25 protein-coding genes, 2 tRNA genes and 1 pseudogene are annotated in these 26,212 nt (G+C 71.7%); 16 read left to right on the forward strand and 12 right to left on the reverse strand.

Going from position 1 to position 26,212, the window contains the following annotated elements:
* Positions 1-78: 78 nt before the first annotated feature.
* Positions 79-163: transfer RNA gene (locus tag E9998_RS14955), tRNA-Leu, on the forward strand.
* 63 nt (positions 164-226) lie between these two features.
* Here E9998_RS14955 and E9998_RS14960 read toward each other — a convergent pair.
* Positions 227-1,120, reverse strand: a complete 894-nt coding sequence (locus E9998_RS14960) for a DMT family transporter (RefSeq protein ID WP_420842441.1) — start codon at positions 1,118-1,120, stop codon at positions 227-229.
* 130 nt (positions 1,121-1,250) lie between these two features.
* Here E9998_RS14960 and E9998_RS14965 point away from each other — a divergent pair, with 130 nt between their 5' ends.
* The 4 genes from E9998_RS14965 to E9998_RS14980 all read left to right on the forward strand — a co-directional run bounded on the left by E9998_RS14965 (position 1,251) and on the right by E9998_RS14980 (position 5,462).
* On the forward strand, positions 1,251-2,651 hold the full coding sequence (locus E9998_RS14965) for an aminotransferase-like domain-containing protein (protein WP_136530489.1): 1,401 nt from the start codon (positions 1,251-1,253) through the stop codon (positions 2,649-2,651).
* A 109-nt stretch (positions 2,652-2,760) separates the two neighbouring features.
* Complete coding sequence (locus E9998_RS14970) at positions 2,761-3,000, forward strand: hypothetical protein (RefSeq protein WP_136530490.1); 240 nt, start codon at positions 2,761-2,763, stop codon at positions 2,998-3,000.
* Positions 3,001-3,276: 276 nt separating this feature from the next.
* Complete coding sequence (locus tag E9998_RS14975; protein ID WP_136530491.1) at positions 3,277-3,987, forward strand: response regulator transcription factor; 711 nt, start codon at positions 3,277-3,279, stop codon at positions 3,985-3,987.
* 41 nt (positions 3,988-4,028) lie between these two features.
* The gene (locus E9998_RS14980) at positions 4,029-5,462 is read left to right on the forward strand and encodes a sensor histidine kinase (RefSeq protein WP_136530492.1); all 1,434 of its coding nucleotides are present in this window, start codon (positions 4,029-4,031) and stop codon (positions 5,460-5,462) included.
* Between the two features lie 138 nt (positions 5,463-5,600).
* On the opposite strand, the gene bcp is transcribed toward E9998_RS14980, so the two are convergent.
* Positions 5,601-6,071, reverse strand: coding sequence for a thioredoxin-dependent thiol peroxidase (bcp, locus tag E9998_RS14985; protein ID WP_136530493.1), 471 nt, complete (start codon positions 6,069-6,071; stop codon positions 5,601-5,603).
* Between the two features lie 218 nt (positions 6,072-6,289).
* Here bcp and E9998_RS14990 point away from each other — a divergent pair, with 218 nt between their 5' ends.
* From E9998_RS14990 to E9998_RS15005, 4 genes are read left to right on the forward strand one after another with little or no spacing between them, the layout of a single operon-like run.
* Positions 6,290-6,997: an energy-coupling factor ABC transporter permease gene (locus E9998_RS14990; protein WP_136530494.1), complete on the forward strand. Its 708-nt coding sequence runs from the start codon at positions 6,290-6,292 to the stop codon at positions 6,995-6,997.
* Positions 6,994-7,350 (forward strand): PDGLE domain-containing protein, encoded by a 357-nt coding sequence (locus E9998_RS14995; RefSeq protein ID WP_136530495.1) that lies wholly within the window; start codon positions 6,994-6,996, stop codon positions 7,348-7,350. The genes E9998_RS14990 and E9998_RS14995 overlap by 4 nt, the downstream gene beginning before the upstream one ends.
* On the forward strand, positions 7,347-8,108 hold the full coding sequence (gene cbiQ / locus E9998_RS15000; RefSeq protein WP_136530496.1) for a cobalt ECF transporter T component CbiQ: 762 nt from the start codon (positions 7,347-7,349) through the stop codon (positions 8,106-8,108). The genes E9998_RS14995 and cbiQ overlap by 4 nt, the downstream gene beginning before the upstream one ends.
* Complete coding sequence (locus E9998_RS15005; RefSeq protein WP_136530497.1) at positions 8,105-8,857, forward strand: energy-coupling factor ABC transporter ATP-binding protein; 753 nt, start codon at positions 8,105-8,107, stop codon at positions 8,855-8,857. The genes cbiQ and E9998_RS15005 overlap by 4 nt, the downstream gene beginning before the upstream one ends.
* A gap of 58 nt (positions 8,858-8,915) precedes the next feature.
* Here the strand turns inward: E9998_RS15005 and E9998_RS15010 are convergent, their stop codons facing one another.
* The gene (locus E9998_RS15010) at positions 8,916-9,656 is read right to left on the reverse strand and encodes a DsbA family protein (RefSeq protein ID WP_136530498.1); all 741 of its coding nucleotides are present in this window, start codon (positions 9,654-9,656) and stop codon (positions 8,916-8,918) included.
* Between the two features lie 68 nt (positions 9,657-9,724).
* On the opposite strand from E9998_RS15010, the gene E9998_RS15015 reads away from it, so the two are divergent.
* A complete protein-coding gene (locus E9998_RS15015) occupies positions 9,725-11,410 on the forward strand; it encodes a copper resistance CopC/CopD family protein (protein ID WP_136530499.1) in 1,686 nt (561 codons plus the stop codon).
* Between the two features lie 4 nt (positions 11,411-11,414).
* Here E9998_RS15015 and E9998_RS15020 read toward each other — a convergent pair whose 3' ends face one another.
* Positions 11,415-12,272 carry a TatD family hydrolase gene (locus tag E9998_RS15020; protein ID WP_136530500.1) on the reverse strand — a complete coding sequence of 286 codons (858 nt, stop codon included), beginning with the start codon at positions 12,270-12,272 and terminating at the stop codon, positions 11,415-11,417.
* A 366-nt stretch (positions 12,273-12,638) separates the two neighbouring features.
* Here E9998_RS15020 and E9998_RS15025 point away from each other — a divergent pair, with 366 nt between their 5' ends.
* Positions 12,639-13,757 (forward strand): hypothetical protein, encoded by a 1,119-nt coding sequence (locus E9998_RS15025; protein WP_136530501.1) that lies wholly within the window; start codon positions 12,639-12,641, stop codon positions 13,755-13,757.
* A 39-nt stretch (positions 13,758-13,796) separates the two neighbouring features.
* On the opposite strand, the gene E9998_RS15030 is transcribed toward E9998_RS15025, so the two are convergent.
* The 3 genes from E9998_RS15030 to metG all read right to left on the reverse strand — a co-directional run bounded on the left by E9998_RS15030 (position 13,797) and on the right by metG (position 16,399).
* The gene (locus tag E9998_RS15030; RefSeq protein WP_136530502.1) at positions 13,797-14,216 is read right to left on the reverse strand and encodes a type II toxin-antitoxin system VapC family toxin; all 420 of its coding nucleotides are present in this window, start codon (positions 14,214-14,216) and stop codon (positions 13,797-13,799) included.
* A complete protein-coding gene (locus E9998_RS15035) occupies positions 14,209-14,484 on the reverse strand; it encodes a type II toxin-antitoxin system Phd/YefM family antitoxin (RefSeq protein ID WP_158299818.1) in 276 nt (91 codons plus the stop codon). Before E9998_RS15035 ends, E9998_RS15030 begins: the two co-directional genes overlap by 8 nt.
* Before the next feature lie 124 nt (positions 14,485-14,608).
* Positions 14,609-16,399, reverse strand: coding sequence for a methionine--tRNA ligase (gene metG, locus E9998_RS15040; protein WP_136530504.1), 1,791 nt, complete (start codon positions 16,397-16,399; stop codon positions 14,609-14,611).
* Between the two features lie 136 nt (positions 16,400-16,535).
* On the opposite strand from metG, the gene E9998_RS15045 reads away from it, so the two are divergent.
* The 4 genes from E9998_RS15045 (at position 16,536) to E9998_RS15060 (ending at position 21,451) form a co-directional block, all read left to right on the forward strand.
* Positions 16,536-17,303 (forward strand): hypothetical protein, encoded by a 768-nt coding sequence (locus E9998_RS15045; protein WP_136530505.1) that lies wholly within the window; start codon positions 16,536-16,538, stop codon positions 17,301-17,303.
* A gap of 237 nt (positions 17,304-17,540) precedes the next feature.
* The gene (locus E9998_RS15050) at positions 17,541-19,697 is read left to right on the forward strand and encodes a transglycosylase domain-containing protein (RefSeq protein ID WP_136530506.1); all 2,157 of its coding nucleotides are present in this window, start codon (positions 17,541-17,543) and stop codon (positions 19,695-19,697) included.
* A 46-nt stretch (positions 19,698-19,743) separates the two neighbouring features.
* On the forward strand, positions 19,744-21,294 hold the full coding sequence (locus E9998_RS15055; RefSeq protein ID WP_136530507.1) for a dolichyl-phosphate-mannose--protein mannosyltransferase: 1,551 nt from the start codon (positions 19,744-19,746) through the stop codon (positions 21,292-21,294).
* 81 nt (positions 21,295-21,375) lie between these two features.
* Positions 21,376-21,451: transfer RNA gene (locus E9998_RS15060), tRNA-Ala, on the forward strand.
* A gap of 616 nt (positions 21,452-22,067) precedes the next feature.
* Here the strand turns inward: E9998_RS15060 and E9998_RS27100 are convergent.
* From E9998_RS27100 to E9998_RS25395, 5 genes and pseudogenes are all read right to left on the reverse strand, one after another.
* Positions 22,068-23,078, reverse strand: a pseudogene (locus E9998_RS27100) (recombinase family protein); the annotation flags it as partial.
* Positions 23,078-23,536 carry a recombinase family protein gene (locus E9998_RS15075; RefSeq protein WP_136530508.1) on the reverse strand — a complete coding sequence of 153 codons (459 nt, stop codon included), beginning with the start codon at positions 23,534-23,536 and terminating at the stop codon, positions 23,078-23,080. The pseudogene E9998_RS27100 and the gene E9998_RS15075, both read right to left, overlap by 1 nt.
* Positions 23,533-23,718 carry a hypothetical protein gene (locus tag E9998_RS15080; RefSeq protein ID WP_136530509.1) on the reverse strand — a complete coding sequence of 62 codons (186 nt, stop codon included), beginning with the start codon at positions 23,716-23,718 and terminating at the stop codon, positions 23,533-23,535. The genes E9998_RS15075 and E9998_RS15080 overlap by 4 nt, the downstream gene beginning before the upstream one ends.
* 175 nt (positions 23,719-23,893) lie before the next feature.
* Positions 23,894-24,763 carry a TRM11 family SAM-dependent methyltransferase gene (locus tag E9998_RS15085; RefSeq protein WP_158299820.1) on the reverse strand — a complete coding sequence of 290 codons (870 nt, stop codon included), beginning with the start codon at positions 24,761-24,763 and terminating at the stop codon, positions 23,894-23,896.
* Positions 24,760-25,398, reverse strand: coding sequence for a hypothetical protein (locus E9998_RS25395; protein ID WP_158299821.1), 639 nt, complete (start codon positions 25,396-25,398; stop codon positions 24,760-24,762). The genes E9998_RS15085 and E9998_RS25395 overlap by 4 nt, the downstream gene beginning before the upstream one ends.
* A gap of 166 nt (positions 25,399-25,564) precedes the next feature.
* On the opposite strand from E9998_RS25395, the gene E9998_RS15095 reads away from it, so the two are divergent.
* The coding region (locus E9998_RS15095; protein WP_136530512.1) for a prepilin peptidase at positions 25,565-26,212 on the forward strand (648 nt) is incomplete at its 3' end.

Here is a 26,212-nt window from a genome sequence, read left to right on the forward strand (position 1 = left end):
CTCGAATGAGAGCACCGGCACGCGCGGCACCCCGAACCCATCCCGAGGTCACGATGCGCGGGCCGCGACGCACGCCTCGCGCGAGTGGCGGAACTGGCAGACGCGCAGGATTTAGGTTCCTGTGTCCTAGGACGTGGGGGTTCGAGTCCCCCCTCGCGCACCACGGCGCCTCTGATCCGGTCCGGACGGGGGCGCTTTCGCATGGGCCCGTGCGGCGCCCGGCGGTTCAGCGTCTGCGGACCGCGAGGCCGGTGCAGGCGACGACGGCGAGGCCGCCCGCGGCGGTGAGCCAGGTGACCTGCTCGCCCAGGAGCAGCGCCGCCCAGGTGATCGTCATGACCGGCTGCACGAGCTGGATCTGGCTGACCTGCGGGATCGGGCCGATCGCCAGGCCGCGGTACCACGCGAAGAAGCCCAGGAACATGCTCACGGCCGCGAGGTAGGCGAACGCGGCCCACTCGACGGGCGCGGCCTGCGGCGGGCGCGCGGCGAGCGCGACGGCCGTGACCGGGACGGTCAGGGGCGCGGCGAGGACCAGCGCCCACGAGATCGTCTGCCAGGAACCGAGTTCGCGTGCGAGCAGGCCGCCCTCGGCGTAGCCGACCGCGGCGGCCGCGACCGCGCCGAACAGCAGCAGGTCCGGCCAGCGCAGCCCGGTGAGGCCGCCGTTCTGCAAGGCCGCGAACGCGATCGCCGCGAGCGCGCCGATCCCGGCGGTGACCCAGAACGCGGGCCTGGGGCGTTCGCGGGTGCGCAGGACCGCCGCCACCGCGGTGGCCGCGGGCAGGAGCGCGATCACGACCGCGCCGTGGTTCGCCTCGGTCGCGGTGAGCGCGAACGACGTCAGGAACGGGAAGCCGATCACGACCCCGGCCGCGACGACCCCCAGCCGCAGCCACTGCGACCCGACCGGCCGGCGCTGGCGCGTGGCCGCGAGCACCGCCGCCGCCAGCCCCGCCGCGACCACGGCCCGGCCCGCGCCGATGAGCAGCGGCGACATGCCGCCGACCGCGATCTTCGTGAACGGCACGGTGAACGAGAACGCCGCCACGCCCACCAGCCCCCACCACAGGCCCGCCCGGGAAGGAACGGCGCCGGTGCGCGCCGGATCACCGCCGATCGTCGCCGTACTCGACAGGCCTCGGAGGCGCGACCAGCGGGACCCCGCACCGGCCCGTGCCCGCCGAGGCCCCGTGCCGGACGGCGATAGCACGGACCTGCGAACGTCGGTAGCGCTACTCTTGTCTCTCATGGTCAACGATAGCAGTGAACGGATTGCGGCGGCCCTGCGCGAACGCGTCGCCGCCGCCGCCCCGGGCGCCCTCCTGCCCTCCACACGGGCGATCGCCGCCGAATTCGGCGCCGGACCCGTCACCGTGCAGCGCGCCCTCCGCCTCCTCAACGCACAAGGGCTGGTGGAGAGCAGGCCCGGCGTCGGCACGTTCGTCAGGGCCCGGCGCACCGCCCGGCCCGGCGACTACGGCTGGCAGACCGCCGCCCTCGGCGCCCCCGGGGCCCGCATCCCCGGCGGCCCCGCCGCGCTCCGCACCGCCGGACCCGACGCGATAGCGCTCCACTCGGGATACCCCGACCGCGAACTGCTCCCCGAAACCCTCGTCAAGGCCGCGCTCGCCCGCGCCGCACGCGGCGACGCCGCGATCGGGCGCCCGCCCGCCACCGGCCTGCCCGAACTGCGGGCCTGGTTCGCCGCCGAACTCGGCGAGGCCGCGCCCGCCGGGACCGCGCCGCCCGCCGCCAGCGACGTCGTCATCGTCCCCGGCAGCCAGAGCGGCCTCAGCTCCGCGTTCCGCGTCCTCGTCGGCCCCGGCAGGCCGCTCCTCATCGAATCGCCCACCTACTGGGGCGCCATCACCGCCGCCGCGAGAGAAGGCGTCGCGACCGTCCCGATCCCCTCGGGACCCGACGGACCCGACCCCGACCAGCTCGCCGAAGCCTTCGCGCGCACCGGCGCCCGCGCCTTCTACGCGCAGCCGAACTTCGCCAACCCCACCGGCGCCCAATGGACCCCCGGCCTCGCCGGACGGGTCCTCGACGTCGTCCGCGACCACGGGGCGTTCCTCATCGAAGACGACTGGGCCCGCGAATTCGGCATCGACGCCGACGCGCCCCCGCTCGCCGCTCGCGACGACGCCGGCCACGTCGTCTACCTCCGCTCGCTCACCAAGAGCGTGTCCCCGGCCGTGCGCGTCGCCGCCGTCATCGCCCGCGGCCCCGCCCGCGAACGGATCATCGCCGACGCCCGCGCCGAGGCCATGTACGTCAGCGGCCTCCTCCAAGCGGCCGCCCTCGACGTCGTCACCCGCCCCGCCTGGCGCACCCACCGCAAAGGACTGCGCCACCGGCTCGCCTCCCGCCGCGACCTGCTCGCCGCCGGCCTGCGCGAACTCGCCCCGCAGGCCCACCTCACCGCGATGCCCCGCGGCGGCCTCCACCTGTGGGCCCGCCTCCCGGACGGGACCGACCTGCCCGCGCTCGTGCGCGCCTGCGACGACGCGGGCGTCCTCGTCGTCTCCGGCGACGAATGGTTCCCCGCCGAGCCCACCGGCCCCCACCTGCGCCTCAACTACTCCGGCCCCGACCCGGGCTCCTTCCGCGAAGCCGCGGCCGCCATCGGCAGGGCCCTCGGCTGACGATCCGCCACCGAGGGCACGGGACCGCGCCCCGATCGTGGCCGCCGGGACCGGGGCGGTTCACCTGCGCTTCGTCTCGCGGCCGCAAGGGCGGGGGAGGGTCGGGGGCATGAACCCCGCCGACGAGATCGAACTGGCCGCCGCCCTCGCGGTGGCCGTGCAGCGCTCGGCGCTGCTGCCGCAGGAGGAGCAGGCCGCGCTGCTCGACCGGTACCGGCGCCAGCGCGAACGCGTGCTGCGCACCGGCACCGCCCAGGACCTCCGCCGCCTCACCGAGATCGACGAGGCCACCGGGCCCACCCGCGGACCCGTCTCGCGCACCCTCCGCAGCCGCCTCGTCCGGCCCTGACCCGAGCGGCTTTGAGACTGGGAGACCGAGACGGTCGGTCTGGGCTCGCCGGAACGCACTGTCGGACCGAATCTGCGGGCCGCGAGCCGACCGGTCCAGGCCGCGAACGCCGACCGGGCCCATCCGGCCGCGGGACACCGAGCCGACCCGTCCGAGCCCGCGGACCCCGCACCGGACCGTCCGGGACGCGGACTCCGAGCCGGCTCTGAGGTTCCTCACAGCGGCCCTGCGGCCCCGCGCGATAGGCAGGCGGGGCACCGCGAGAAGGAGCCCCAGTTGCCAGAGCCGACCGAACCCAAGGACCGCGTCCTCGTCGTCGACGACGAGGAGAACATCGGCGCGCTCCTGTCCGCCACACTGCGCCTGACCGGCTTCGACGTCGCCGTCGCCCCCGACGCCGCCGCGGCCCTGCGCCTCGCCGAGACCTTCCGGCCCGACCTCGTCATCCTCGACGTCATGCTCCCCGACATGGACGGCTTCGAAGTCGCCAAGCGCCTGCGCGCCGGCCGCGACCTGCCCGTCCTCTTCCTCACCGCCCGCGACGCCGTGCGCGACCGCGTCACCGGCCTCACCGTCGGCGGCGACGACTACGTCACCAAGCCCTTCGACCTCGAAGAGGTCATCCTCCGCGTCCAGGCGATCCTGCGCCGCGCCAAGACCCCCGCGCCCCCCGAGGACCGCGTCCTGCGCTACGCCGACCTCGAACTCGACGAGGCCGTCCACGAGGTCCGCCGCGCCGGACGCACCGTCGAACTCTCGCCCACCGAGTTCAAACTCCTGCGCTACCTCATGATCAACGCCGGGAAGGTCGTCAGTAAGGCCCAGATCCTCGACCGCGTCTGGAACTACGACTTCGGCGGCAACGGCCGCATCGTCGAGTCCTACGTGTACTACCTGCGCCGCAAGATCGACGTGACCGACCCGCCGCTCATCCACACCGTCCGCGGCTTCGGCTACGCCCTGCGCCGGCCCCGCGCGGGCGCGTGAGGCGGCCCCGGCGCTGGCGGCACTGGACCGTCCGCTCCCGCATGGCGTTCACGATCGTGACGCTGTGCGCGCTAGCGCTGTCGGCGGCGATGCTCGTCGCGACGGCGCTGCTCCAGAACGTCCTGACCGACCGGATCGACGGGCAGCTGGACCGGGCCTCGTCGGTGGCGCACGAGGAGGAGCCGCCGGTCGGCGAGCCGCTGGGCGACTTCGACCCGCCCGGCCCGCAGGCCGGGTTCCCCGACAGCCCGCGCGTCTACCGATATGCGGCGGACGGGACGTTCCTCTATGCGCTCGGCGGGGTCGATGCGACCGCGCTCACCGGGCTCGGCGACCTCGCCGAACGTGAGGGGGAGCCGTTCACGGTCGCGGACGAGGACGGGAACTCATGGCGGGTCGTGGCGGTGGCGTCCGAGGAGCCGGGGGAGTACGTCGTGTTCGCGCTGTCCTCGGAGTACGTGGGCGCGGCGACGGAGTCGCTGCTGCTCATCGGCGGCGGCGTGGTCCTGGCGATCCTGCTGCTGCTGGCGTTCGGCGCGTTCCGGGTCGCCCGGATCGGGCTGCGGCCGCTGGACCGGATGGAGGAGACGGCGGCGGCGATCGCCGCGGGCCGTCTCGACGAACGTGTCACCGACACCGACCCGCACACCGAGACCGGGCGGCTCGGGGCGGCGCTGAACACGATGCTCGCGCGCATTCAGGAGGCCCTGGACGCGAGCGGTGCTTCGGAGGCGCGGCTGCGGCAGTTCCTCGCCGACGCCTCGCACGAGCTGCGGACCCCGTTGACGTCGATCAAGGGGTTCGCGCAGCTGTATCGGCGCGGGGGCGTCGCGCCCGGGCCCGAGCTGGACGAGACCATCGGGCGGATCGAGGCCGAGTCGCGGCGCATGGGCCTGTTGCTGGACGACCTCATGCTCCTCGCCGCGCTCGACCGGCGCCGGCCGTTCCAGCGCGGGCCGGTGGACCTGCTCGGCGTCGCGGCCGACGCGGTCGGCGACGCGCACCTGCGCGCGCCGGGACGCTTCGTCGCCTTGGCGCCGTTGACCGGCGGCGACGACGAGTTCCTCGACGCCGTGGACGTGACCGGGGACGAGCCGCGCCTGCGGCAGGTGCTGACGAACCTCGTGGCGAACGCGCTGCGGCACACCCCGCCGCAGGCGCGGATCGCGGTGCGGTTGGGTTGGAGCGAGCGCCTGGGCCCGCCGTGTCTCGCGCAGGTCGGTGCGACGCCGCCGTTTCCGGCGGCGGTCGTGGAGGTCGCCGACACCGGGCCCGGCATCGCGCCTGAGCACGCCGAAGCGGTCTTCGAGCGGCTCTACCGGGTCGACCAGGGCCGCGCCCGCGGCGCGGACGGCGGTTCGGGTCTGGGCCTGTCGATCGTCGCGGCGATCGTCACCGGGCACGGCGGATGCGTGCGCCTGCACGAGACGCCCGGCGGCGGGGCGACCTTCCGGGTGCTCCTGCCGAAGCCCTAGGCAGTCCCCCGCCCTCCCAAGGGGGGCGACCCCAGTCCAAGTCTCCTGCGGGGGTACGACAGAAAACAGCCGTTCTTACCGTCGTAAGGAAAAATGTCGCCCGAAAGAATGAACGCGGCGGCGCCGGTGGGCGGCGCGCTAGTCCAGCCCGAGGGCCTTCTTCAGGCGCGCCACGTGCCCGGTGGCCTTCACGTTGTACTGCGCCAGTTCGATCGCGCCGGACTCGTCGATGACGAAGGTCGAGCGGATGACGCCCTGGATCGTGCGGCCGTAGTTCTTCTTCTCGCCCCACGCCCCGTACTCCTCGAGCACCTTGTGCTCGGGGTCGGACAACAGCGGGAAGGTCAGGCCGTCGTTCTCCACGAACTTCGCCAGCGCCGCGGGCTCGTCGGGGGAGATCCCGAGGACCGCGTACCCGGCGGCCTGGAGGCTCGCGAGGGAGTCGCGGAAATCGCACGCCTCCTTGGTGCAGCCGGGGGTCATTGCTCGCGGATAGGCGTACAGGATCACCTTGCGCCCCTGGAGGCTCGACAGGGTCAGCGTGTCGCCGGTGTCGGTGGCGAGCGTGAAATCAGGTGCCGCCTCACCAGGCTCAAGTCGTACGTTCACAGGTCGCAACCCTACCGGCCGTCCCTGACAATCGCCTGTGAGCACGCCCGGAGAACCCTGTCGGGCGCCACTGCGCGACGCCCCCGCCTTGACTGCGCACCGAATGCTCTTGCAAAATAATGGCAATAGCCCGAACGCGGGGCGCCGAACGCGGAGCCCCGCCGCACCGCCGACCCCCGATCCGCCCAGCCTCCCCAGACGAAAGGCGGCACCCGCCCGTGTCAGACCTGGCGCTGCACATCCCCACCGACGTCATCGACGGACCCGTCTCGCTCGCCTTCGCGCTCATCGCCGCCCTCGCCGTCGGCGTGTGCGTCGTCGCCGCCCGGCGCGGCCTCGACGACCGCCTCGTGCCCCTGGCCGGCCTCGCGACCGCGTTCGTCTTCGCCGCCCAGATGCTCAACTTCCCCGTCGCCGCGGGCGTCTCCGGGCACCTCCTCGGCGGCGCCCTCGCCGCCGCGCTCCTCGGGCCCTGGCTCGGCGTCCTGTGCGTCACCGTCGTCATCGCGATCCAGGCGCTCCTGTTCGCCGACGGCGCCGTCACCGCCCTGGGCCTCAACGTCTTCAACATGGCGCTCGTCGCCACGTTCGTCTCCTACGGCGTGCTCGTCCTCACGCTCAAGGTCCTCCCGCGCACCCGCTGGGGCCTGGGGGCCGCCGCGTTCGCCGCGGCCGTCGTCTCGGTCGTCGCCGCCTCCGCCGGGTTCCTCCTCCAGTTCTGGCTCGGCGGCGAAGAGGTCGGGCAGTCCTTCGGTGCCATGGCCGCCGCGATCCTCGGCACCCACGTCCTCATCGGCGTCGGCGAAGGCGTCATCACCGCGGGCGCGATCACCGCCGTCGCCCTCGCGCGCCCCGACCTCGTCCACGCCCTCCGCGGCACCCCGCTCGCCCAAGGGCCCGCGCGCACCATCAAGGAGACCGCATGAAGCGCACGAAGTTCCTCGTCGCCGGTGTCCTCGTGACCCTCGTCCTCGCCGGATTCGTGTCCCTGTTCGCCTCCGCCTCGCCCGACGGCCTCGAATCGGTCCTCCTCACCGGCTGCGACACCGCCGACGGCGAGATCGCCGGCGGCACCTGCGTCCTCCAGGCCGCCGGCGACCACGAGATCGGCGGCGCCTTCGCCGACTACGGCATGTCCTTCCTCGACAACGACGTCCTCGGCGCCTCCCTCGCAGGCATCCTCGGCGCCCTGTTCACGCTCGCCGCCGCCACCGGCCTGTTCTGGCTCCTCGCCCGCGGCAAGAAGGCCCCCCAGGCCGAACCCGCCGAGCACGCGTGAGTCTCGCCGACGGCCTGTACCGGCCCGGGGACACCCCGGTCCACCGGCTGCGCCCGCAGGTGAAGATCGTCGCCCTCGTCGCCTTCACCTGCGCGGTCGCCGCCACCCCCCGCGAAGCCGTGTGGGCCTTCGGCGTCTACGCGCTCCTCCTCGCCGGACTCTTCGCGCTCGCCCGCGTCCCCGCACCGTGGGTCCTCACCCGCAGCCTCGTCGAGTCCCCGTTCCTGCTCCTCGCGCTCGCCTTCCCGTTCATGGTCGCGGGCCCCGAGATCCGCATCGGCGCCCTCACCGCCTCCACCACCGGCCTGTGGGCCGGATGGAACCTCCTCGCCAAGGCCACCCTCGGCGTCTGGGCCGCCCTCCTGCTCTCGGCCACCACGCCCGTCGCCGGCGTCCTCGCCGGACTCTCCCGCCTGCGCTGCCCCGAGATCCTCCTCCAGATCACCGCGTTCGCCGTCCGCTACGCCCACCTCACCGTCGCCGAAGTCACCCAGATGCGCCTCGCCCGCCTCGCCCGCTGCGACGACCCCCGCCTCCTGTGGCAGGCCGGCGCCCTCGCCCGCTCCCTCGGCGTCGTCTTCATCCGCTCCTTCGAACGCGGCGAACGCGTCTGGCAGGCCATGGCCGCCCGCGGCTACACTGGCCGCCTCCCCCTCGAAGTCGGCCCCGCACCCGCCCCCGCCCTCCAGTGGACCGCCGCACTCGCCGCCCCCGCACTCGCCGCCGCCATCGCCCTGTGGACGACGGTGGCCCCATGACCGCACTGCGCATCGAAGGCCTCCACCACGTCTACCCCGACGGCCACCGCGCCCTCGACGGCGTCGACCTCCACGTGCGCGAAGGCGAACGCGTCGCCGTCCTCGGTCCCAACGGCGCCGGCAAGACCACCCTCATGCTCCACTTCGCCGGACTCCTCACCGCCACCGAAGGCACCGTCCACGTCGGCGACACCCCCGTCGCCAAGAAGACCCTCCCCGAGATCCGCCGCCGCGTCGGCATCGTCTTCCAAAGCCCCGACGACCAGCTGTTCATGCCCACCGTCGCCGACGACGTCGGCTTCGGCCCCGCCAACCTCGGCCTGCGCGGCACCGACCTCGCCGACCGCGTCGCCGCCGCCCTCGCCGACGTCGGCCTCACCGACCTCGCCGACCGCCCCCCGCACCACCTCTCCGTCGGCCAGCAGCGCCGCGCCGCCCTCGCCGGCGTCCTGGCCATGCGACCGGACATCGTCGTCTGCGACGAACCCAGCGCCAACCTCGACCCAGCCAGCCGCCGCGACCTCGCCCGCATCCTCCACGCCACCGCCCCCACCCTCATGCTCGTCACCCACGACCTGCCCTACGCGCTCCAACTGTGCGAACGCGCCGTCATCCTCGACGCCGGCCGCGTCGCCGCCGACGGCCCCACCGCCGAGATCCTCGCCGACACCGCGCTCCTCGAACGCCACCGCCTCGAACTGCCCTTCGGCTTCTCCCTCGCCACCGCCCTGGAAGCCCTGCGACCCTGACCCCGGGCACGACGAAGGGCGCCGCCGAACCGGCGACGCCCCCTTGCAACGCTGCGGATCAGGCCGCGTCGATCGCCGCCTGCACCTGCTCGGCGAACAGCGAGTTGTCCTCCACGACGGTGCCGTCGATCTTCGCCGTCGGCGTCCCGCTCACACCGCCCTCACCGGTCGCCCAGTCCGTGCCCTCCTGCACCCAGCCGCGGTACGTCTCGGCCTCCACGCACGACTGCCAGGACGCGTCCAGGCCCGCCTCGTCCAGGCCGATCGCGATGAGCTCCTCGTCGGTGAGCCCCGTCGAGTTCTCCGCCGGCTGGTTCGCGTACAGCGCCAGCGTGTAGTCCAGGAACTGCTGCTCGCCCGCGTCCGCCGCGCACACCGCCGCCGCCGCGGCCCGCGTCGAGTACTCCGTCTGCTGCGAGAGCCGGTCGAGGATGTTCAACGGGTGGTAGTTCACCGTCACCGAACCGTCGTCGATCCAGCCCTGGATCTGCGCCGAATACGCCGACTCGAACTGGTTGCACGCCGGGCACATGTAGTCGATGAACAGGTCCACCTCCACCGGCCCGTCCCCGAGTCGTACCCCGAACGAGTCCGTCACCGGCGCCGCCGGGTCGTTCAACTCGTACTCCGGCTCGCGGTTCATGAGGATGCCGACCACCAGGAGCCCCCCGATGAGCACCACGGCCGCGCCGATCGCCACCCCGAACACGATCTTGCGGCGCCTCGCCTCCGCCGCCTGCTGTCGGCGCAGCGTCTCCGCCGCCTGCCTGCGCTCGTTCCTCCGGTCAGCACTGCCCACGGCTCTCGCCTGCCTTTCTCAAGTCCAACACTCGATTTGCGAAGCGGTTTCGAGTACGCTCAGCGGCGATGCAACGCCGACTGACCGCCAGCCCCACGACCGCCGGCCGCACCCCCACGGCACGGCGCTCCGGCTCGCGCCTCGCCCACCGACTCGCCTGGTCCGCGCTCGCGACGGCGCTCATCGGCGTGCTCTGGGCCTCGGACGCCTCGGCCCACGCCGCGGCCACCAAGACCGACCCCGCCTCCGGAGCCGTCCTGCAGACCGCCCCCGCCGAAGTCGTCGTCGAGTTCAACGAACCAGTGACCCCCATAGACGCGGCCACCGGCGTCGTGGCTCCCGATGGTGACCGAGCAGACACGGGCGTCACCCGCAGCGACGACGGCACCGCCATCACCATCGCCGTCGACTCCAGCGCCGAAGGCACCTACCTCGTCAGCTACCGCGTCGTCTCCGACGACGGCCACCCCGTCGCCGGCACCTTCACCTACAGCGTCGGCACCGAGACCGAAGCCCCCAGCGCCGAAGCGCTCGCCACCGACACCGACCCCGCCGTGCAGGCCTTCCTATACGGCAACCGCTGGTTCGGCTACGGCGCGCTGGCCCTGGCGCTCGGCGCGGGCGTCCTCCTGGTCGCCGGGGCGCGGCCGCGCGAGGTCCTCGGGAAGCTCGCCGCCGTCGGGCTCGCGGTCGTCGCCATGACCGCCGTGCTCGGCCTGCCGCTCCAGGCCGCCTACGAGACCGGCACCACCGTGACGGGCCTCGACGCGACCGGGCTCCAGACCGTCATGGAGTCCAACACCGGCCTCGCCGCGCTCCTGCGCCTGCTCCTGGTCCTGCTGGCCCTGCCGCTCATGCGCGCCGTCCTCGGCTCGCCCGAGCGCCCGCGCGCGCCCCTGGCCGCCGGGCTCGCCGCGGTCGGGGTCGGCCTCGCCGCCACCTGGCCGCTCGCCGGGCACCCCATGGCGACCGAACCGGTCGTCGTGGCCTTCGCCGCCGACCTCGTCCACCTCGGCGCGGCCCTCACCTGGGGCGGCGGCGTGCTCGTGCTCCTGATCCTGGCGCTGCGCAAGGACGGCGAGGTCCCCGATGCCGCGGCCGGGACCTGGGCGGCCCTCGTGCCGTGGCTCGTCGCGAACCTCCTCGTGGCCGGGCTCGCCTCGGCGCTGCTGCACATCGACTCGGTCGCCGCGCTCACCGACACGGCCTACGGGCGCCTGGTGATGCTCAAGACCGCGCTGTTCGTCGTCATCGTCGCCGCCGGGCTGTTCACGCGCCGCGCGATGCTGCGCGGCACCGAAGGCCGGCGCCGCCTGCGCCTGGCCGCGGGCGTCGAGGTCGTGTTCCTCGCGGCCGTCATGGCCGCCGTCGCGGTCCTCGTGCAGGCCGTGCCCGCCAAGACCGCGCTGCTGGAGACCGAGACCGCCGAAGCGCAGGCCACCGAGACGGCCACGCTCGTGAACACCGAGGCCTACTCGGCGCAACTGGTCCTGGAACCGGGCCGCCCCGGGCCCAACAGCGTCCGCATCATCGCCGACGACCTCGACGGCGAACCGTTCGCGGCCGTCGAATGGGCCGCCGAGTACGGCATGGAAGGCGAGGCGACCGAGGACCTGCGGCTCATCGAGCTGCGCACCGGCATCCTCGCCGGGGAGGTGAGCCTCCCCGCGGCGGGCCGGTGGGTCTTCACGTTCACCCTCACCGACGCCGCGGGCGCCACCGCCACGGCCGTGGCCACCGTCGACGTCTCCTAGTCGGCTACCAGGTCCCGAAGGCCGCCTCGGTGTTCGCCCACAGCCGCTCGCACCACGGCTCCAGGTCCCGGCCGAGGTGGTCGGCGAGGAAGCGGGCCGTGTAGTTCGTCAGCGCCGGGTGGTTGCGGTGCCCGCGCACCGGGACCGGCGCCATGAACGGCGCGTCGGTCTCGACGAGGACGAGCTCGGGCGGCGCCACGGACGCGGCGTCGCGCAGGTGCTGGGCGTTCTTGAACGTCACGTTCCCCGCGAAGCTCATGAAGAACCCGCGCCGCGCGCACTCCTTCGCGAACGCGAAGTCCCCCGAGAAGCAGTGCAGCACCACGCGGTCGGGCGCGCCGTCGGCGTCCAGGACCGACAGGACGTCCTCGTGCGCGTCCCGGTCGTGGATCACCAGGGCCTTGCCGCGCTCCTTCGCGATCGCGATGTGCGCGCGGAAGGACCGGCGCTGGGTGTCGCGCCCGTCCTCGGCGGTGCGGAAGTAGTCGAGGCCGGTCTCGCCGAGCGCGGCCACGCGCGGCAGGGCCGCGAGCGCGTCGATCTCGGCGAGGGCCGCGTCGAGGTCGGGCAGGCGCGGGGCCTCGTTCGGGTGCAGTGCGGCGGCGGCCAGGACGCGCGCGTCCCCGTCCGCGAGGGCGGCGGCCCAGCGCGAGGAGGCGACGTCGGTGCCGACCTGCACGACGCGCGCGACGCCGACCGCCTCGGCCTCGTCCAGCCGGGCCCGCACCCCGGGCGCGTCGGGCGCGGGGACGGGGACCTCCTCCTCGGACCCGAACGTGTCGACCAGGTCGAGGTGGGTGTGGCTGTCGGCGACGGGGAACGGCAGCGGCTCGGGCTGCGGCGCGGGTTCGGCTCGGTACACGCCTCAACGATGCCACGCGAGGACCGCTCGCCTTCGCGGGCACGGGAAATGTCGTACCCGGCGGGTATTTTCGACCCAGGGGACCCTCTCGTGTCCGGTTTGCGAAGACGCTCCGTGACACTCCCGGAACCGCAATGGAGCACCCGCCGGATTTGCGGGCGTCGATGCGTCCAGAGGCCGTTCGCCGAGGCCGGACGGGCGAAACGCGTCCGCCGTAACATCTTCTTCATTTTCCGGACATCGGCGCCTGACAGCGGCCGCTTACGTTGACGGGCAGTCGGACCACCGCCAGTGACCACCGAGACCTCCGGCGACCACCGTCCCGCGACATCGCTGTCGCACCGCGCATGACGAATCGAGCCGCACATGACCCGCGACCTCGCGTCCCGCCGCAACCGCGCCGCAGCGCTCCAGCAACGCCGCCCCGCCGTACCGGCCGACCTGACCAGACCGCACCAGATCGTCACCGTCGAATGGCAGGGCGAGAAGTACCCCGGCGCGCCCTACGCCGAGGGCGCCGCCTGGGAGCTCTTCTCCGCGCTCCCCCGCCCCGACTTCCTCCCCAACGCCAGGCCCGGCGACGAGTACCCCTACCGCCACTTCGCCCACGCCGGCGAGGTCCTGCGCGAAGGCGTCCCCGTCAGCGTCGCCGACGACCGCTCGCTCACCGTCCCGCTCGGCCCCGGCCTCGACCTCGAATACGTCCGGCGCCTCACCCAGACCCCGCACCTCGACCCCGCCGCCCGGGCCCTCCTCGACCGCGTCCGCAACTCCTCCCCGCTCGCGCCCGGGGACCTCCTGGAGCGGCCCGTCACCCCCGCGCAGATCGCGCGCCTCATGGAGACCGCCGCGGTCCCCGGCGGGTTCTGCTACCGCCGCAGGGACACCGCGCACCTGCGCACCCCCGCGGCCCGCTCGGTCCTCGGCGGCGAGACCGAACCGGGCGACGCGTGGGCGTTCGCCCTGCGCTGGCCCGTGGCCGACCCCGCCGACTACCACGCGCCGGTGGCGCCCGACTACGAAGGCCTGACGGCGATGCCGTCCTCGGACCGGCGCGGGATGCCCGTCCTCGGCACCGGTTTCGCGATCTCGGCCGCGCATCTGCTCCCCGAGCACGTCACCGCCGACCTCACCGACCTGCCGCTGCCCGAGGGCGCGAAACTGGTGGGCTACACCGTCACCGGCACCGAATGCGAGCTGTTCGCGTACGCCGACCAGCGGTGGACCCCGCTCACCGCCGAGCGCCTCGAACTCCCCGGCGTCGAGCTCGGCCGCGTCCACCAGGTGCGCCGCGTCCTGCGCGAGGCGACCCGCGTCGTCTGGAACGGCATCACCGGCTCCCTCGTCGACGCCGACGAGGAATGGGCCCGCTTCCGCCTCTGCCGCCCCAGCCCCGACGTCCTCACCCGCACCGGCGCCGAGGCCGTCCGCCGCGGGGTCTACGAGAAATGGGTCGCCCGCAGCGAGATCGCACCCGTCCTCTGAAAAAGCGAACGGGCCCGGCGAAAGCCGGGCCCGGTGCGTTCACACCTCGCGTATCTCCAGCATCGACTCGAGCGGAGCGAAGTCCTTCGGGTTGCGCGTGTACAGCGGCAACTGGTTGGCGATCGCGACAGAGGCGACCATCAGGTCCGCCTGGTACTTGCGCGGCTTGCGGCCGGCGACGATCGTCAGCAGCGACACCGACCCGTAGGCGCGGGCGGCGCGGAGGTCGAACGGCAGCGGGTCGGTGAACAGGCTCTCGACGCTCTGGACGACCCGCCGGCGTCGTACCTCCTCGATCGGGTTGTCCCGGGCGGCGTGCGGGCCCGCGTGCAGTTCCGCAAGCGTGATCGTGCAGACCGCGCGGAGGTCGGGGAGCGAATCCGGGGTCAGTCGCGCGTAGTCGACGAGCACGCAGGTGTCGAGGAGTCCGGCGGTCAAGCCGTCATGGCGATCATCCATTGCGGTGCTCGTACGGGTCCTTGAAGTCCATGTCGATGAACTCTTCGAGATCGGCCCTCATCTGCTGGTAGTCGATCTGGGGCATGCCTTCGAGCCCTCGGTCCATCTGCTCCTTCGTGATGTACCGGCGGTCGGGTCCGTCGAGCGGCACCACGCGCGCGATCGGGGTGCCGTTGCGGGTCACCGTGAACTCTTCGCCCTGCTCCGCGGCCTTGAGGATGCGTGCGCTGTCGTTCCGCAGCTCGCGCTGCGTGATGGTCCTGCTCATGTCTTCGAGTGTATCTGTCACGAGACCGATCGTAGGCGTTGCGAACATGAAAACACCCGAAGCGCTACGCGTGTCGCCAGAGAAAACGGCGGCGCCCGACAGGCGCCGCCGTTTCGGTCTGGATCTACGCGTTGAGGCGCTCGATCTCTTCCTCCACGATCGTGGGTTCGAGCTTCGTGAAGACCGGGACGGGCTTCGCGAGAGGGGTGCCGGGGGCGAGGGGGACCGACTCCCATTTGGGGGTGGCGGAGTAGTCGCCGGTGAGGACCGGGTAGGGGCCGTCGGTGGCGCCGCCCTCGTCGAGGTCGGTGACCTCCTCGATGCGCGGCATGGGCGCGAAGACGCCGGTGCCGCCGAGGAGTTCGTGGACCTTCTGGGAGGAGTGCGGCAGGAACGGGCTCATGATCGTCTTCAGGTCCGAGACGGCCTGGAGGACCGTGTGCAGCACCGTGCCCTGGCGCTTGGGGTCCTCCTTCATCTTCCAGGGCGCGGTGTCGGCCAGGTACTTGTTGGCCGCCGCGACGGTCTTCATGGCCTCGCCGATCGCCGCGCGGACCTTGTTCTCGCCGATGAGGCCCCCGACGGCGTCGAACGCCGCGGCGGTCGCCGCGAGGAGCTCGCGGTCGACCTCCTCGAGTTCGCCCGGCTCGGGCACGGCGCCGAAGTTCTTCGCGGCCATGGCGACCGAGCGGTTCACCAGGTTGCCCCAGCCGGCCACGAGCTCGTCGTTGTTGCGGCGCAAGAACTCCGCCCACGTGAAGTCCGAGTCCTGGTTCTCCGGGCCCGCCGCGCAGATGTAGTAGCGCAGCGCGTCGGGGGAGTACCGCTCCAGGAAGTCCCGCACGTAGATGACCACGCGGCGCGAGGACGAGAACTGCCTGCCCTCCATCGTCAGGAACTCCGAGGAGACGACCTCGGTCGGCAGGTTCAGCGTCCCGAGCGCGCCCGGCTCGCCGCCCTTACCGCCCTCGCCGTTGGCGCCCAGGAGCATCGCGGGCCAGATCTCGGAGTGGAAGACGATGTTGTCCTTGCCCATGAAGTAGTACGAGACCGCCTCGGGGTCCTGCCACCACTTTTTCCACGCGTCGGGGTCGCCCGAACGCCGCGCCCACTCGATCGTGGCGCTCAAGTACCCGATGACCGCGTCGAACCACACGTACAGGCGCTTGTCCTTGCGGTCGATCCAGCCGTCCAGTGGGATCGGCACCCCCCAGTCCAGGTCCCGGGAGATCGGGCGCGGCTGGAGGTCGTCGAGGAGGTTCTTGGTGAACCGCACGACGTTCGTGCGCCAGCCCGTGCGCGTGTCCAGCCACGCGTTCAGCGCGTCGGCGAACGCCGGCAGGTCCAGGAAGAAGTGGTCCTCCTCCACGAACTTCGGCGTCTCGCCGTTGATCCGCGACTTCGGGTCGATGAGGTCCACCGGGTCGAGCTGGCGCCCGCAGTTGTCGCACTGGTCACCGCGCGCCGAGTCGAACCCGCAGTGCGGGCACGTGCCCTCGATGTACCGGTCCGGGAGCGTGCGCCCCGTCGACGGGCTGATCGCCCCCAGCGTCCGCTTCTGAAGGATGTACCCGTTCCCGTACAGGCTCGTGAACAGCTCCTGCACCGTCTTGTAGTGGTTCCCGGTCGTCGTGCGCGTGAACAGGTCGTACGACAGGCCCAGCGCGTCCAGGTCCTCCACGATGATCCGGTTGTACTTCGCCGCCGCCTCGGCGGGCTTGAGGCCCTCCGAGTCGGCCTGCACCAGGATCGGCGTCCCGTGCTCGTCGGTCCCCGAGACCATGAGCACGTCGTGACCGCGCATGCGCATGTAGCGGGCGAAGACGTCGGCGGGAACCCCGAATCCCGCTACATGTCCGATGTGCCGAGGGCCGTTGGCGTAAGGCCAGGCCAGCGCGGTCAATACGTGAGTCATGCGCCCCATGGTATCGGTCCGCATTCCAGGACAGGCACCGTCCGAGCCCGCCGCCCGGCCCCCGTGTCGCCCCGCCGACACACTATCCCTGCGCGATTGCGCCCCCCTTCGGCGATTCGGTGATGCAATAACCGGTATGTCTGGAACACACCGAGCGGCCGGCCCCCAGTCCCAGCCCGCCCCCCGTCGCCGCCCCGACGAGGCCGAGGCGCCCGCCGCACCCGCCGTCCCCGAGGTCCCGGCCAACATCTACGGCCCCGCCGGGCCCGCCCCCGCCTGGGACCCCGACGCGGCCCCGCACCCGGTCGCCCAACGCGACCCCCTCGGCAGCCAGTCCGAGGGCATGGCCGCCATCCGCGCCGTCTGGGAACGCGCCGCCGCCACCGACCGCCGCCGCCCCGCCCGGCCCGGCCGCCCCCAGCGCCGCCGCGAACCCCGCCCCTTCGCCACCGCCCTCCTCGGCATCCTCGTGTGCGCCTGCCTGCTCATGTTCTTCTCCTGGACCGCCGCCCCCGCCCTGTGGATCAGCGTCGGCCACGGCCACACCGGCACCGTCACCGTCACCTCCTGCCAGGACGGCTTCGCGCCCTCCTGCGAGGGCCGCTTCACCGCCGACGGCTGGTCCAAGGACCTCGCCCTCACCGGCGACGTCTCCGCCGAGGACGTCGGCGCCGACCTCACCGCCCGCGCCACCGGCCCCGGCGCCCACAACGCCTACATCGGCGGCTCCGCCGGCCTCCTGCTGCGCTGGGCCCCCGCCCTCGTCCTCTTCATGGTCGCCGCGTTCGCCCTCGTCACCGTCTCCGGCGCCACCAAGCTCTACGAAGGACGCTCCGCCGCGATCGGCCTGTGCTGGGCCGCCGCCGGCGCCGTCCTCGCCGCCTCCCTCGCCTTCGCCTGGTGACCGCCCCGACGCACCCCGCGTCCGTCCCCGCCGCCGCCGCACGAGGCACCGTGGACGGGGGCGCGCCGCGCCGCGATCGGCTGTAATCGCCCCCACCCGGCCCGGACGGCCTCCGCGCCCGCGCCCGGCGGCGTCGTAGAGTGGACGCGCCCCCCGGACTCCGCCTGACTCGGCGCTTCGCCGCGCCCAACTGAATCAACCGTCCGTTCCCCGTATCGGGGCTTCTCGGGAGACAGCGTGAGCTCAACTTCGAAACCGGTGGCGCAGACCTGGTTCGGTCCCATCACCGCCGTGCAGCGACGCGCGATGTTCGCACTGCTGCCCGTCGCGGTCGCCTTCGGCCTCGTCGTCGGCCTGGCCTTCCTGCCGATGGCCTCGGGCTTCGGCGGCCTCGCCAAGGTCGGCTCCGAGACCGTCCTGGAACTCCCGGACGAGCTCGTCCTGCCGCCCGCCCCCGAGTCCTCCACCCTGTACGCCTCCGACGGCTCGACGGTCATCGCCACCTTCGGCGACCAGTACCGCGTCCAGCTCGAATACGACCAGATCCCCACCTCCGTCGTCGACGCGCTCGTCGCCACCGAGGACTCGAACTTCTTCGAGCACAACGGGGTCGACCCCGAAGGCGTCATGCGCGCCCTGGTCACCAACATCGCCGACGGCGACACCTCCGAGGGCGCCTCGACGATCACCATGCAGTACGTGCGCCAGGTCCTCTCCTACACCGCGACGACCCCCGAGGAGGTCCGCGCCGCCAGCGAGGTCACCATCGACCGCAAGGTCAAGGAGATGGGCTACGCGCTGGCGCTCGAAGAGGAGATGTCCAAGGAGGAGATCCTCACCAACTACCTGAACACGGTGTACTTCGGCAACGGCGCGTACGGGATCGGCGCGGCCGCGCAGGTGTACTTCGGGAAGGTCCCGGCGGACCTGACGGTGGACGAGTCGGCGATGCTGGTGGGCCTCATCCAGTCACCGTCGACGTACGACCCAATCAACGGCTCCTCGGAGGCCGCGAAGGTCCGCCGCGACCACGTGATCAGCCGGATGGTCGCGGTCGGCTCGCTCTCCTCGGCGGAGGGCCGGGAGTTCAAGGCCCAGGACCTCAACCTCAACCCGCAGGAGGCGAACAACACCTCCGGCGGCGCGATCGACTCCGACTACGGGTTCTTCGTCGACTACTTCGAGCAGTGGTGGGAGCAGCAGGAGGACTTCGGGAAGACCGAGGCCGAGCGGACCGCGCGGCTGTTCCGCGGCGGCTACGAGATCGTCTCGACGCTCGACGTGGAGCTCCAGGACGCCGCGCAGGACGCGGTCGAGGCGCAGCAGGAGACCGGTTCGGAGTACGCGCTCGGCACGGTGGTCGTCAAGCCCGGCACCGGCGGCATCGAGGTCATGGCGGTCAACCGCGAGTACTCCAACGACATCTCCGGCAACGGCGACAACACCGGCGGCGACGGCCTGGGCACCTACCCGAACACGACGAACCCGCTGCTGTCGGGCAGCTCGTCGCTGGCGGGCTACCCGGCGGGGTCCTCGTTCAAGATGTTCACGATGCTCGCGGCCCTGGAGGCGGGGATGCCGCTGGACACGACGATTTACTCGCCGTACCAGTACCAGTCGAAGTACGTGGGCAGCCCGGGCGAGGCGGCGATGTGCGGGAACTACTGGTGCCCCAAGAACGCCTCGAAGTCCGAGGTCGGCGACTACAACATGTGGACCGGTTTCGGGGAGTCGGTGAACACGTACTTCGTGCAGCTGGCCGAGCGCGTGGGCGTCGACCACGTCATCGCGATGGCGCAGCGCCTGGGCATCCAGTTCCGGGCCGCCGAGGACCTCCAGCACACCGTCGGCGACTCGGCCGCGAACTACGGCCAGTTCGTCCTGGGCGTCACGCAGACGACGCCGCTGGACATGGCCGCGGCGTACGCGGCCCTGCCCGCCGACGGCGTGTACTGCACGCCGGTCCCGGCGACGAGCGCGGTGACCGGCACCGGCGGCTCGATCGACTTCGCGTCCGATTGCGACCAGGCCGTCAGCGTCGAGGTCGCCCGCGCCGCGGTCGACGCGGCACGCTGCCCGACCGGGATCGGCGCGGCCGCGGGGAACTGCACGTGGGGCACGGCCTCGCAGGTCGGCGAAGCCGTCGAGGCGGTCGGCGGCGAGGTCGCCGGGAAGACCGGCACCACCGACGGCAACGCCACCAACTGGTTCGTGGGCTTCACCCCGAACGCGGCGGCGGCGGCGTTCATCGCCGACCCCGACAACACGTACGGGAACCCGGCCGGGAAGGACAACAACGGCAGGCCCGCGAACGCGGTCGCCGAGATCCTCGCCGCGCAGTGGGAGATCAACGGGGAGGGGACGTTCACGGCCCCGACCGAGCTCGTCCACTGACCATCTGGTGTAGTCACCGGCGCGCGAAGGCCCTACACTCAGGCCGGTGAGCGCCACCGCAGTCCGGCCCGAGCAGCCGCCAGCCGCCTGGCGGCCGACCCCGCTCCCCGGCCCCCTCCCCGCCGTCCGGGCCCGCTTCGCGAGCACCCTGCCGGACGACTCCCGCCGCGCCCTGTGGGTGACCCTCGCGGTCACCGGCATCGCCGCGGTCCTGCGCCTGATCGGCCTGAACCACCCCAAGGGCCTCATCTTCGACGAGGTCTACTACGCCCAGGACGCGCACTCGATGCTCTCCCACGGCGTCGAATGGGACCCGGGCGCGGACGGGTCGGCGTACGTCGCCCACCCGCCGTTCGGCAAGTGGCTCATCGGCCTCGGCGAATGGGCGTTCGGCTACGACGAGGTCGGCTGGCGCATCGCCGCGGCCGCCGCCGGCATCGCCGCCGTCGCGATCCTCATCCGGCTCATGCGCCGCCTCACCGGTTCGACCCTCCTGGGCGGCACCGCGGGCCTCCTGCTCGCCGTCGAGGGCAGCCACCTGGTCCTGTCGCGGACCTCCCTGCTCGACATCTTCATCGCCACCCTCCTCCTCGCCGCCATGTACTGCCTCGTGCGCGACCGCGACTGGCGCCGCGCCGGCTGGCTCGCCGCCATGGAGGCGGGCATGGACGCCCGCCGCGAACGGCCCCGCCTCGGCCTCCCGTGGTGGCGCATCGCCTGCGCGGTCCTGTTCGGACTCGCCATGGCCACCAAGTGGTCCGCGCTGTGGTACATCATCATCGCGATCCTCATGTTCATCGTCTGGGACTGGCGCCTGCGCGTCGACGCGGGCGCCCGCAAACCCTTCCGCGACACCCTCATCTACGAGTTCGGCCAGAACCTGTGGTTCGGCCTCCTCGCCATCGGCGTCTACGCCCTCTCGTGGACCGGCTGGTTCCTCAACGACACCGGCTCCTACCGCCACTGGCTCGCCGACCAGGGCCAGTCCGAGCCCCCCGTCATCGGCGCGCTCGTCAACTGGTGGCAGTACCACCACAGCGTCCTCCAGTTCCACGAGAACCTCAGCTCCGAGCACGCCTACCAGTCCACGCCCTGGGAGTGGCTGTTCGACGTGCGCCCCGTCGTCTTCTACTGGAGCTCCGACGTCAACTGCGGCGCCGGCGACTGCGCCGCCGAGATCCTCCTGCTCGGCACGCCCCTGCTGTGGTGGACCTTCGTCCCCGCCACCGCCGCGCTCCTGCTGTGGGCCCTCCACAAGACCGACTGGCGCGCCACGTTCCTCCTCGCCGGCATCGCCGCCGGCATCATCCCCTGGTTCTTCTACCCCGAACGCACCATGTTCTTCTTCTACACCGCCCCCGCCGTCCCGTTCTTCATCGGCGCCGTCACCTGGGGCCTGGGCATGATCACCGGCCGCCACCGCCGCGGCGAACCCGCCCTCGGCTCCCCCGAACGACGCCTCACCGGCGCCCTCATCGCCGGCGCCTTCCTCGCCGTCGTCGTCCTCTGCTTCGCCTACTTCTGGCCGATCTACACCGGCGAAGCCCTGCCCCGCGACGAATGGCACGCCCGCATGTGGCTCAAATCCTGGATCTGACCCCCGCCACCCGACCGAGACCCGCCCCACACCGCTCCCCGGCGGCGCCTCCACGCCCCTGTGCTAACCTTGTCGCCGCAAGGGGCTTTGGCGCAGTTGGTAGCGCGTTTCGTTCGCAATGAAAAGGTCAGGGGTTCGAATCCCCTAAGCTCCACCAATAGGTCGTTATCCGCACAGACGGCCTTTGAAGACCTGGCAGACGCCAGCGGGTGATTCACCCGCTGGCGTTTTTCGTATGCGCCCAGCAGCGGCGCGATCGGATGTTTGACCCGGTCGCGCTCGATCACGGGAGCATCAGTGTACTCGTCCGCATTGATATAGAGCTGATCGAAGCACGCCCGACTCAAACGGCGCTGGCCGTGGTCGTCGAGGCGACGGAACAGGCCGCGGGGGTCGGCGAGGAGTTCGAGGACTTCGGAGAGCGCATCGCCTGCTTTCGTGACCATGTCCTGTTCCTTGTCTTCGAGGCGTTCGGCGATGGTGTCGATCTGGTCGCCGAAATCCCGCATCTTGGCGTTGAGCAGGTCAATCGGCCAGTCCGGGTGCCCGACCAGGTCGAGGAACTGGCGTTGCTGCTCCTGCAACCGGGCGTGCTCGAGTTTCAGTCGGCGGCGGAGGCTCCGGTCGGTCTGCTGGCGTTCACTTGCAGAGGAGTTCAGCGATCCGCGAATGGCCTGGCTGACCGATTCGGGAAGGCGCAGCGTCGCGAAGTGGTCCTCAACGCACGACTGGACCAGGACGACGGGGATACGCGGAAGGTCGCAGGAGTGGTCGCGCAGCCCGAGGCAGAGGAAGTAGAAATACAGATTGCCTCGGGCGCCCTTGCTTCGGTCGAGGTAGAGCTTCGCGCCGCATCGTGCGCACGAGAGCAGGCCTTTGAGCGGGTGGCTGTGGACCCGCTCGCGGGTACCGCCACCGCGTTGGGTGTCGAGGACCTTCTGCACCCGCGCGAACAGGTCCGGGTCGATCAGGGCCTCGTGTCGCCCTGGGTATTCCTGCCCCTTGTGGACGACGTATCCGAGGTAGTACCGGTCGCGCAGCAGCTGGCCGATCTTGTGGATCGAGATGGGCCTGCCGGTCGGGTACTTCTTGGTCGGGCGGGTCCGCAGCCCCGCCTCGGTGACCGCTTCCCGCAGTTCAGGGAACGAGTACTTACCGGTGGCGTAGAGGGTGAACATCGACTGGACGTACGGGGCCCGTTCATGGTCGACGGCAACGGTGTTGATGCTGCGGCCCTCGACCTCCTCAGTGATGTTGCGGTAGCCGAGCTTCGCGCGGCCCGGAGTCCCGCCGTTCTTCGCCTTGGCCTCCATCTTGAAGGCGATGTCGGCACCTGACGCCTTCGACTGATACTCGTTGACCGCGTCGAGGATGGTCCCGATCATGTCGCCCATGTCCGAGTCATCGGTGTAGTCCCGAACGGAGACCAGGGTGATGCCGAGCTCTTTGAGTTCGCGGCGAGTGAGCAGTGCATCAGTCGCGTTGCGGTGCATGCGGGAACGGGCGTACACGATGATGTAGTCGACATCCTTCTGGTTGCGGATGCGCGCCATCATCTTCTGGAACTCGGGCCGGTTCTTGATCTCCAGGGCGGAGCGGCCGGGGTCGACGTACTCGTCGACGATCTCCGCGCCCAGCTCCGCGGCCTTGCGCTGGCAGGCTTTGCGCTGGGCGGGGATCGAATTGCCCTCGGGGTCGTAGTCGGTGTCGACCTGGCCCTGGCTGGAGACTCGCAGATATATCAGCGCGCGCTTGCCTGATGCGAGTTCGGGGATCTGGTTCATCAGCGCTCAGTCCCTTCCACACTGTGGCGGCTGAGATAGCGGACGATCGACTCTCGCATCTCGGCGACCAGGTCATCGTGGCCCTTGTCAGGGTTGGGTCCGGTGACGGTGTAGAGGCGAGCGCCCCGCTCGCACACCGCATCGCGGAAGCGCTGGAACCCGATCAGGTTGCGGCTCAAACGGGAATCGTCGTAGACGACGACGGCCGCGATCGCGTCCTCAACGAGGGATTCCAGCATGCGTTGGAAGCCTGGTGGCCGGTAATCCAATCCGACTGACCTGCCGAGGTCGGTGAACTCCGCGAAGGGTTCCAGGCCGTGTTCGCGTGCGAAGCGGCGGCAAGCCTCCTCCTGCCTGGCTATGGATCGGCCGTCGGGGTCCTTCGCGGCGCGGAAGTACAGGACCGCCCGCACGGGCGACTTCGGCGATTCCGGGACGGCATTGACGTTGGTGCTCATGGCTCTTCAGCCTCTTCCTGGTCGACGTGATCGTGCTTCGGTTTCGGGAGCGCTGCGGCGTCGTGGCTGTCGCCGTCTGCCGTGGCAGCGGCCAGGTCCAGCAGGATCTGTGCGATCTGGTGCGGATCGATCTGGTCCCGCTGGCGTCCGGTCACCCGGATCGACAGGTTCCGTCTAGCCATCACCAAACCGCCTGTGACCTGCAGAAACAATGCCGCAGTTGCCCCCTGGCGTGGACCGTAGCTCGACCTCGAAGGCGTTGCGAGCCTTGGCAATAGGGGCTTTCTGACGCTCGTTGCGACCTCGGAGGGCCGGCCCGTCCGGCCCCCTGTGCCGGGTCCGGCGCTGGTGTCCGGTTCATCGGGCACCGTCCTTGGCCAGAACGAGCACGTCCTCATGGCTTCGCAGCAGCGCGGGGCGTCCCCGTTCGATCGCCACACGGGCGTTGTGGAGCCCGAAGAACGAGTGGATCGGCCGCAACCGCTGCTCCTCTGGCCTCCATTCGGCAAGTAGCGCGGCGCAGCGCACTTCCAGTCGGAACCCGATGTCCTCGCACAGCTCCAACAACAGCAGTGGGAAGTCCACCAACGTGCCCCGGTCGGTGAACGGGCGGCAGGTCACGACCATCCTCGCGCCCGGGGCGAGCACCGCGTAGCAGTCGGCGAAGATCTCGCCGATGCCGGTGAGGAGTTCGTCCATGGGTTTGCGTGCCAGTTGCGACGCCCGCACTCGGCCGGTGCTGTACTCGTATCCGGTCTTGCGGACCTTCCCGCCGGTCTCCCGCTTCGTCCATGCCCGCCCGTGCGTGGCTTTCCCGTAGGGCGGGGAGGTGACGATGAGATCGACCTGGCCGTGGAGCCGCCTCGGCAGGAGCCGCGTGAGGTGCCGGGCGTCGCCGCGCATCACGCTCGCCTTCGCGCTCGGCCTGCGCTGGCGGGCGAGGTGCAGGTTCGCGGCACAGGCGGCGACCCAGTCGGGTTCGATGTCGGCGCCCCAGGCGGCGCGGCCGAGGTCGACGGCTTCGACCAGGACCGTCCCGATCCCGGCCATCGGGTCGATGACCAGGTCACCGGGTCGAGAGAACGCGGCGATCGCGTGGCGGGCCGTCGACGGCCACATCTTCGCCGGATGCGGCGCGGAGACCGAGGCATACCGGTCGCCGCGCTGGACGCGCGGGATCGCCTGGCCGCTCGCCCACAGATCCGAGATGAACCGTTCGCTGTTCACAGGCCGCTCCGGGGGTATTTCGCCCACAAGCCAACGTGGCGCACGACGCGGCCGTGGACGCCGGGGCCGTTCTGCTCCAGCGACTCGGCGGAGACCACCGCCCGGTCGAAGGAGCTGACCCGCGCGGTGACGATGTGGCCGGCGTAGCTCAGCTCGGCCGCGTCGCACGCGACCCGGGCCTTGAGGGTGGGCCGGTCGTCGTCCCAGATCACCGCGAGCAACCCGAACGGCCGCACCGTCGCGGCGACGGCGGCCCAAGTGGTGGTGTCGCGGTCGGGATCGTCGGCGCAGATGGTGAGCGCTGCCCTGCTCTCCCATGCGCGTAGCAGTGTCGGCAGCGTGCGCTTCTCGGCCGGTTCGATCCACCCCATCGGTGCGATCTCGCCGAGCGCCTGCAGTTTGGCGTGCTCGGTCTCGGCGGCTGTGGCATCGCAGAAGCTCACCGGCGTCCGCCGCCCTGCGAGTACGCGGTTGGCTCCGGGCAGATCGACAAGGGCGACCTGTTCGAACTCGACGGCGAACTGGGCTGCCAGGCGTTCGACCAGGTTCTCGTCATCCCAGATCGACCACACGCTCAGCGGCACGTCCACCCGGCCACCGCCGGGCTTCTGGGTGTTCTCGTTGATGAATTGCATGTCAGGCGTCTCGCGCCGTCCAACTGGACCAAGGTGACCGGAAACCACCGCTTGTGACAGGTGGTGACAGCGGCCGTGACACCTGCGAGCTGTCACAGCAACCTCGATAACGGCGGTGACGAGCGAATCGTCCCTGGCTGACTCGTTCGAGCTTTACATTGGGCGAGTGTTCGCCATCCTCGCTGCCGCCGTCATCGGGAGCGTTCTCGGAGCGTCGCTCGCGCTGGCGGCGTTCTGGATGGAGGCCTCCGACGAGTTCGGGGATTGGCGGACCCGCAGCCGCGGGTTCAAGGCTGCAGCGGTCGTATCCGTGGCGGTGCTCGCCGCGATCAGCGCGGAGCTCGCCCTGTGGCTGGCACCGGGATGGCAGGTCGGCATCGGCCTTGCCGCGTTCGCCGCCGCAGGCCCGGGCATGTCCGTCATCGACGTGGCCTCACGACGGCTGCCGTTCACCGCCTCGAGCACCGTCGCGTTGGCCGCGGGTGTCGGCTTGGTGTTCACACCCGAGTTGCTGTGGCGCGGGTTGCTTGCCGGGGCGGTGACGGCCGTGGTCATGGTCATGCTGTCGCTGGCCTCGAAGGGTAGGGCCGGGGGCGGGGACGTGGTGTTCGCGGCGGTGGCGGCGTTGACGCTGGCGTGGGCGGGATGGATGGCGGTCGTGCTCGCCGTCGCCTCGGGCATGGTGTTGACGGGCCTGGCCGGGCTCGCGCTGCGGTGGGCCGGGCGCGGCGAGGCTCTCGCGCCGTTCGGTCCGTTCCTGCTGGCAGTGATTATTACGGTCTGGAGTGGTTCTGGCCCATATCTCGTGACGGTC

The organism is Glycomyces paridis (genome assembly GCF_004912155.1).
GTDB classification, from domain to species: domain Bacteria; phylum Actinomycetota; class Actinomycetes; order Mycobacteriales; family Micromonosporaceae; genus Glycomyces; species Glycomyces paridis.

Coding starts and splice junctions, on each gene's coding strand:
- E9998_RS14965 (WP_136530489.1), top strand. CDS start 1,251: ATGGTCAACGATAGCAGTGAACGGATTGCGGCGGCCCTGCGCGAACGC.
- E9998_RS14970 (WP_136530490.1), top strand. CDS start 2,761: ATGAACCCCGCCGACGAGATCGAACTGGCCGCCGCCCTCGCGGTGGCC.
- E9998_RS14980 (WP_136530492.1), top strand. CDS start 4,029: ATGGCGTTCACGATCGTGACGCTGTGCGCGCTAGCGCTGTCGGCGGCG.
- E9998_RS14995 (WP_136530495.1), top strand. CDS start 6,994: ATGAAGCGCACGAAGTTCCTCGTCGCCGGTGTCCTCGTGACCCTCGTC.
- E9998_RS15005 (WP_136530497.1), top strand. CDS start 8,105: ATGACCGCACTGCGCATCGAAGGCCTCCACCACGTCTACCCCGACGGC.
- E9998_RS15015 (WP_136530499.1), top strand. CDS start 9,725: ATGCAACGCCGACTGACCGCCAGCCCCACGACCGCCGGCCGCACCCCC.
- E9998_RS15025 (WP_136530501.1), top strand. CDS start 12,639: ATGACCCGCGACCTCGCGTCCCGCCGCAACCGCGCCGCAGCGCTCCAG.
- E9998_RS15030 (WP_136530502.1), bottom strand. CDS start 14,216: ATGGATGATCGCCATGACGGCTTGACCGCCGGACTCCTCGACACCTGC.
- E9998_RS15035 (WP_158299818.1), bottom strand. CDS start 14,484: ATGAGCAGGACCATCACGCAGCGCGAGCTGCGGAACGACAGCGCACGC.
- metG (WP_136530504.1), bottom strand. CDS start 16,399: ATGACTCACGTATTGACCGCGCTGGCCTGGCCTTACGCCAACGGCCCT.
- E9998_RS15045 (WP_136530505.1), top strand. CDS start 16,536: ATGTCTGGAACACACCGAGCGGCCGGCCCCCAGTCCCAGCCCGCCCCC.
- E9998_RS15075 (WP_136530508.1), bottom strand. CDS start 23,536: ATGAGCACCAACGTCAATGCCGTCCCGGAATCGCCGAAGTCGCCCGTG.
- E9998_RS15080 (WP_136530509.1), bottom strand. CDS start 23,718: ATGGCTAGACGGAACCTGTCGATCCGGGTGACCGGACGCCAGCGGGAC.
- E9998_RS25395 (WP_158299821.1), bottom strand. CDS start 25,398: ATGCAATTCATCAACGAGAACACCCAGAAGCCCGGCGGTGGCCGGGTG.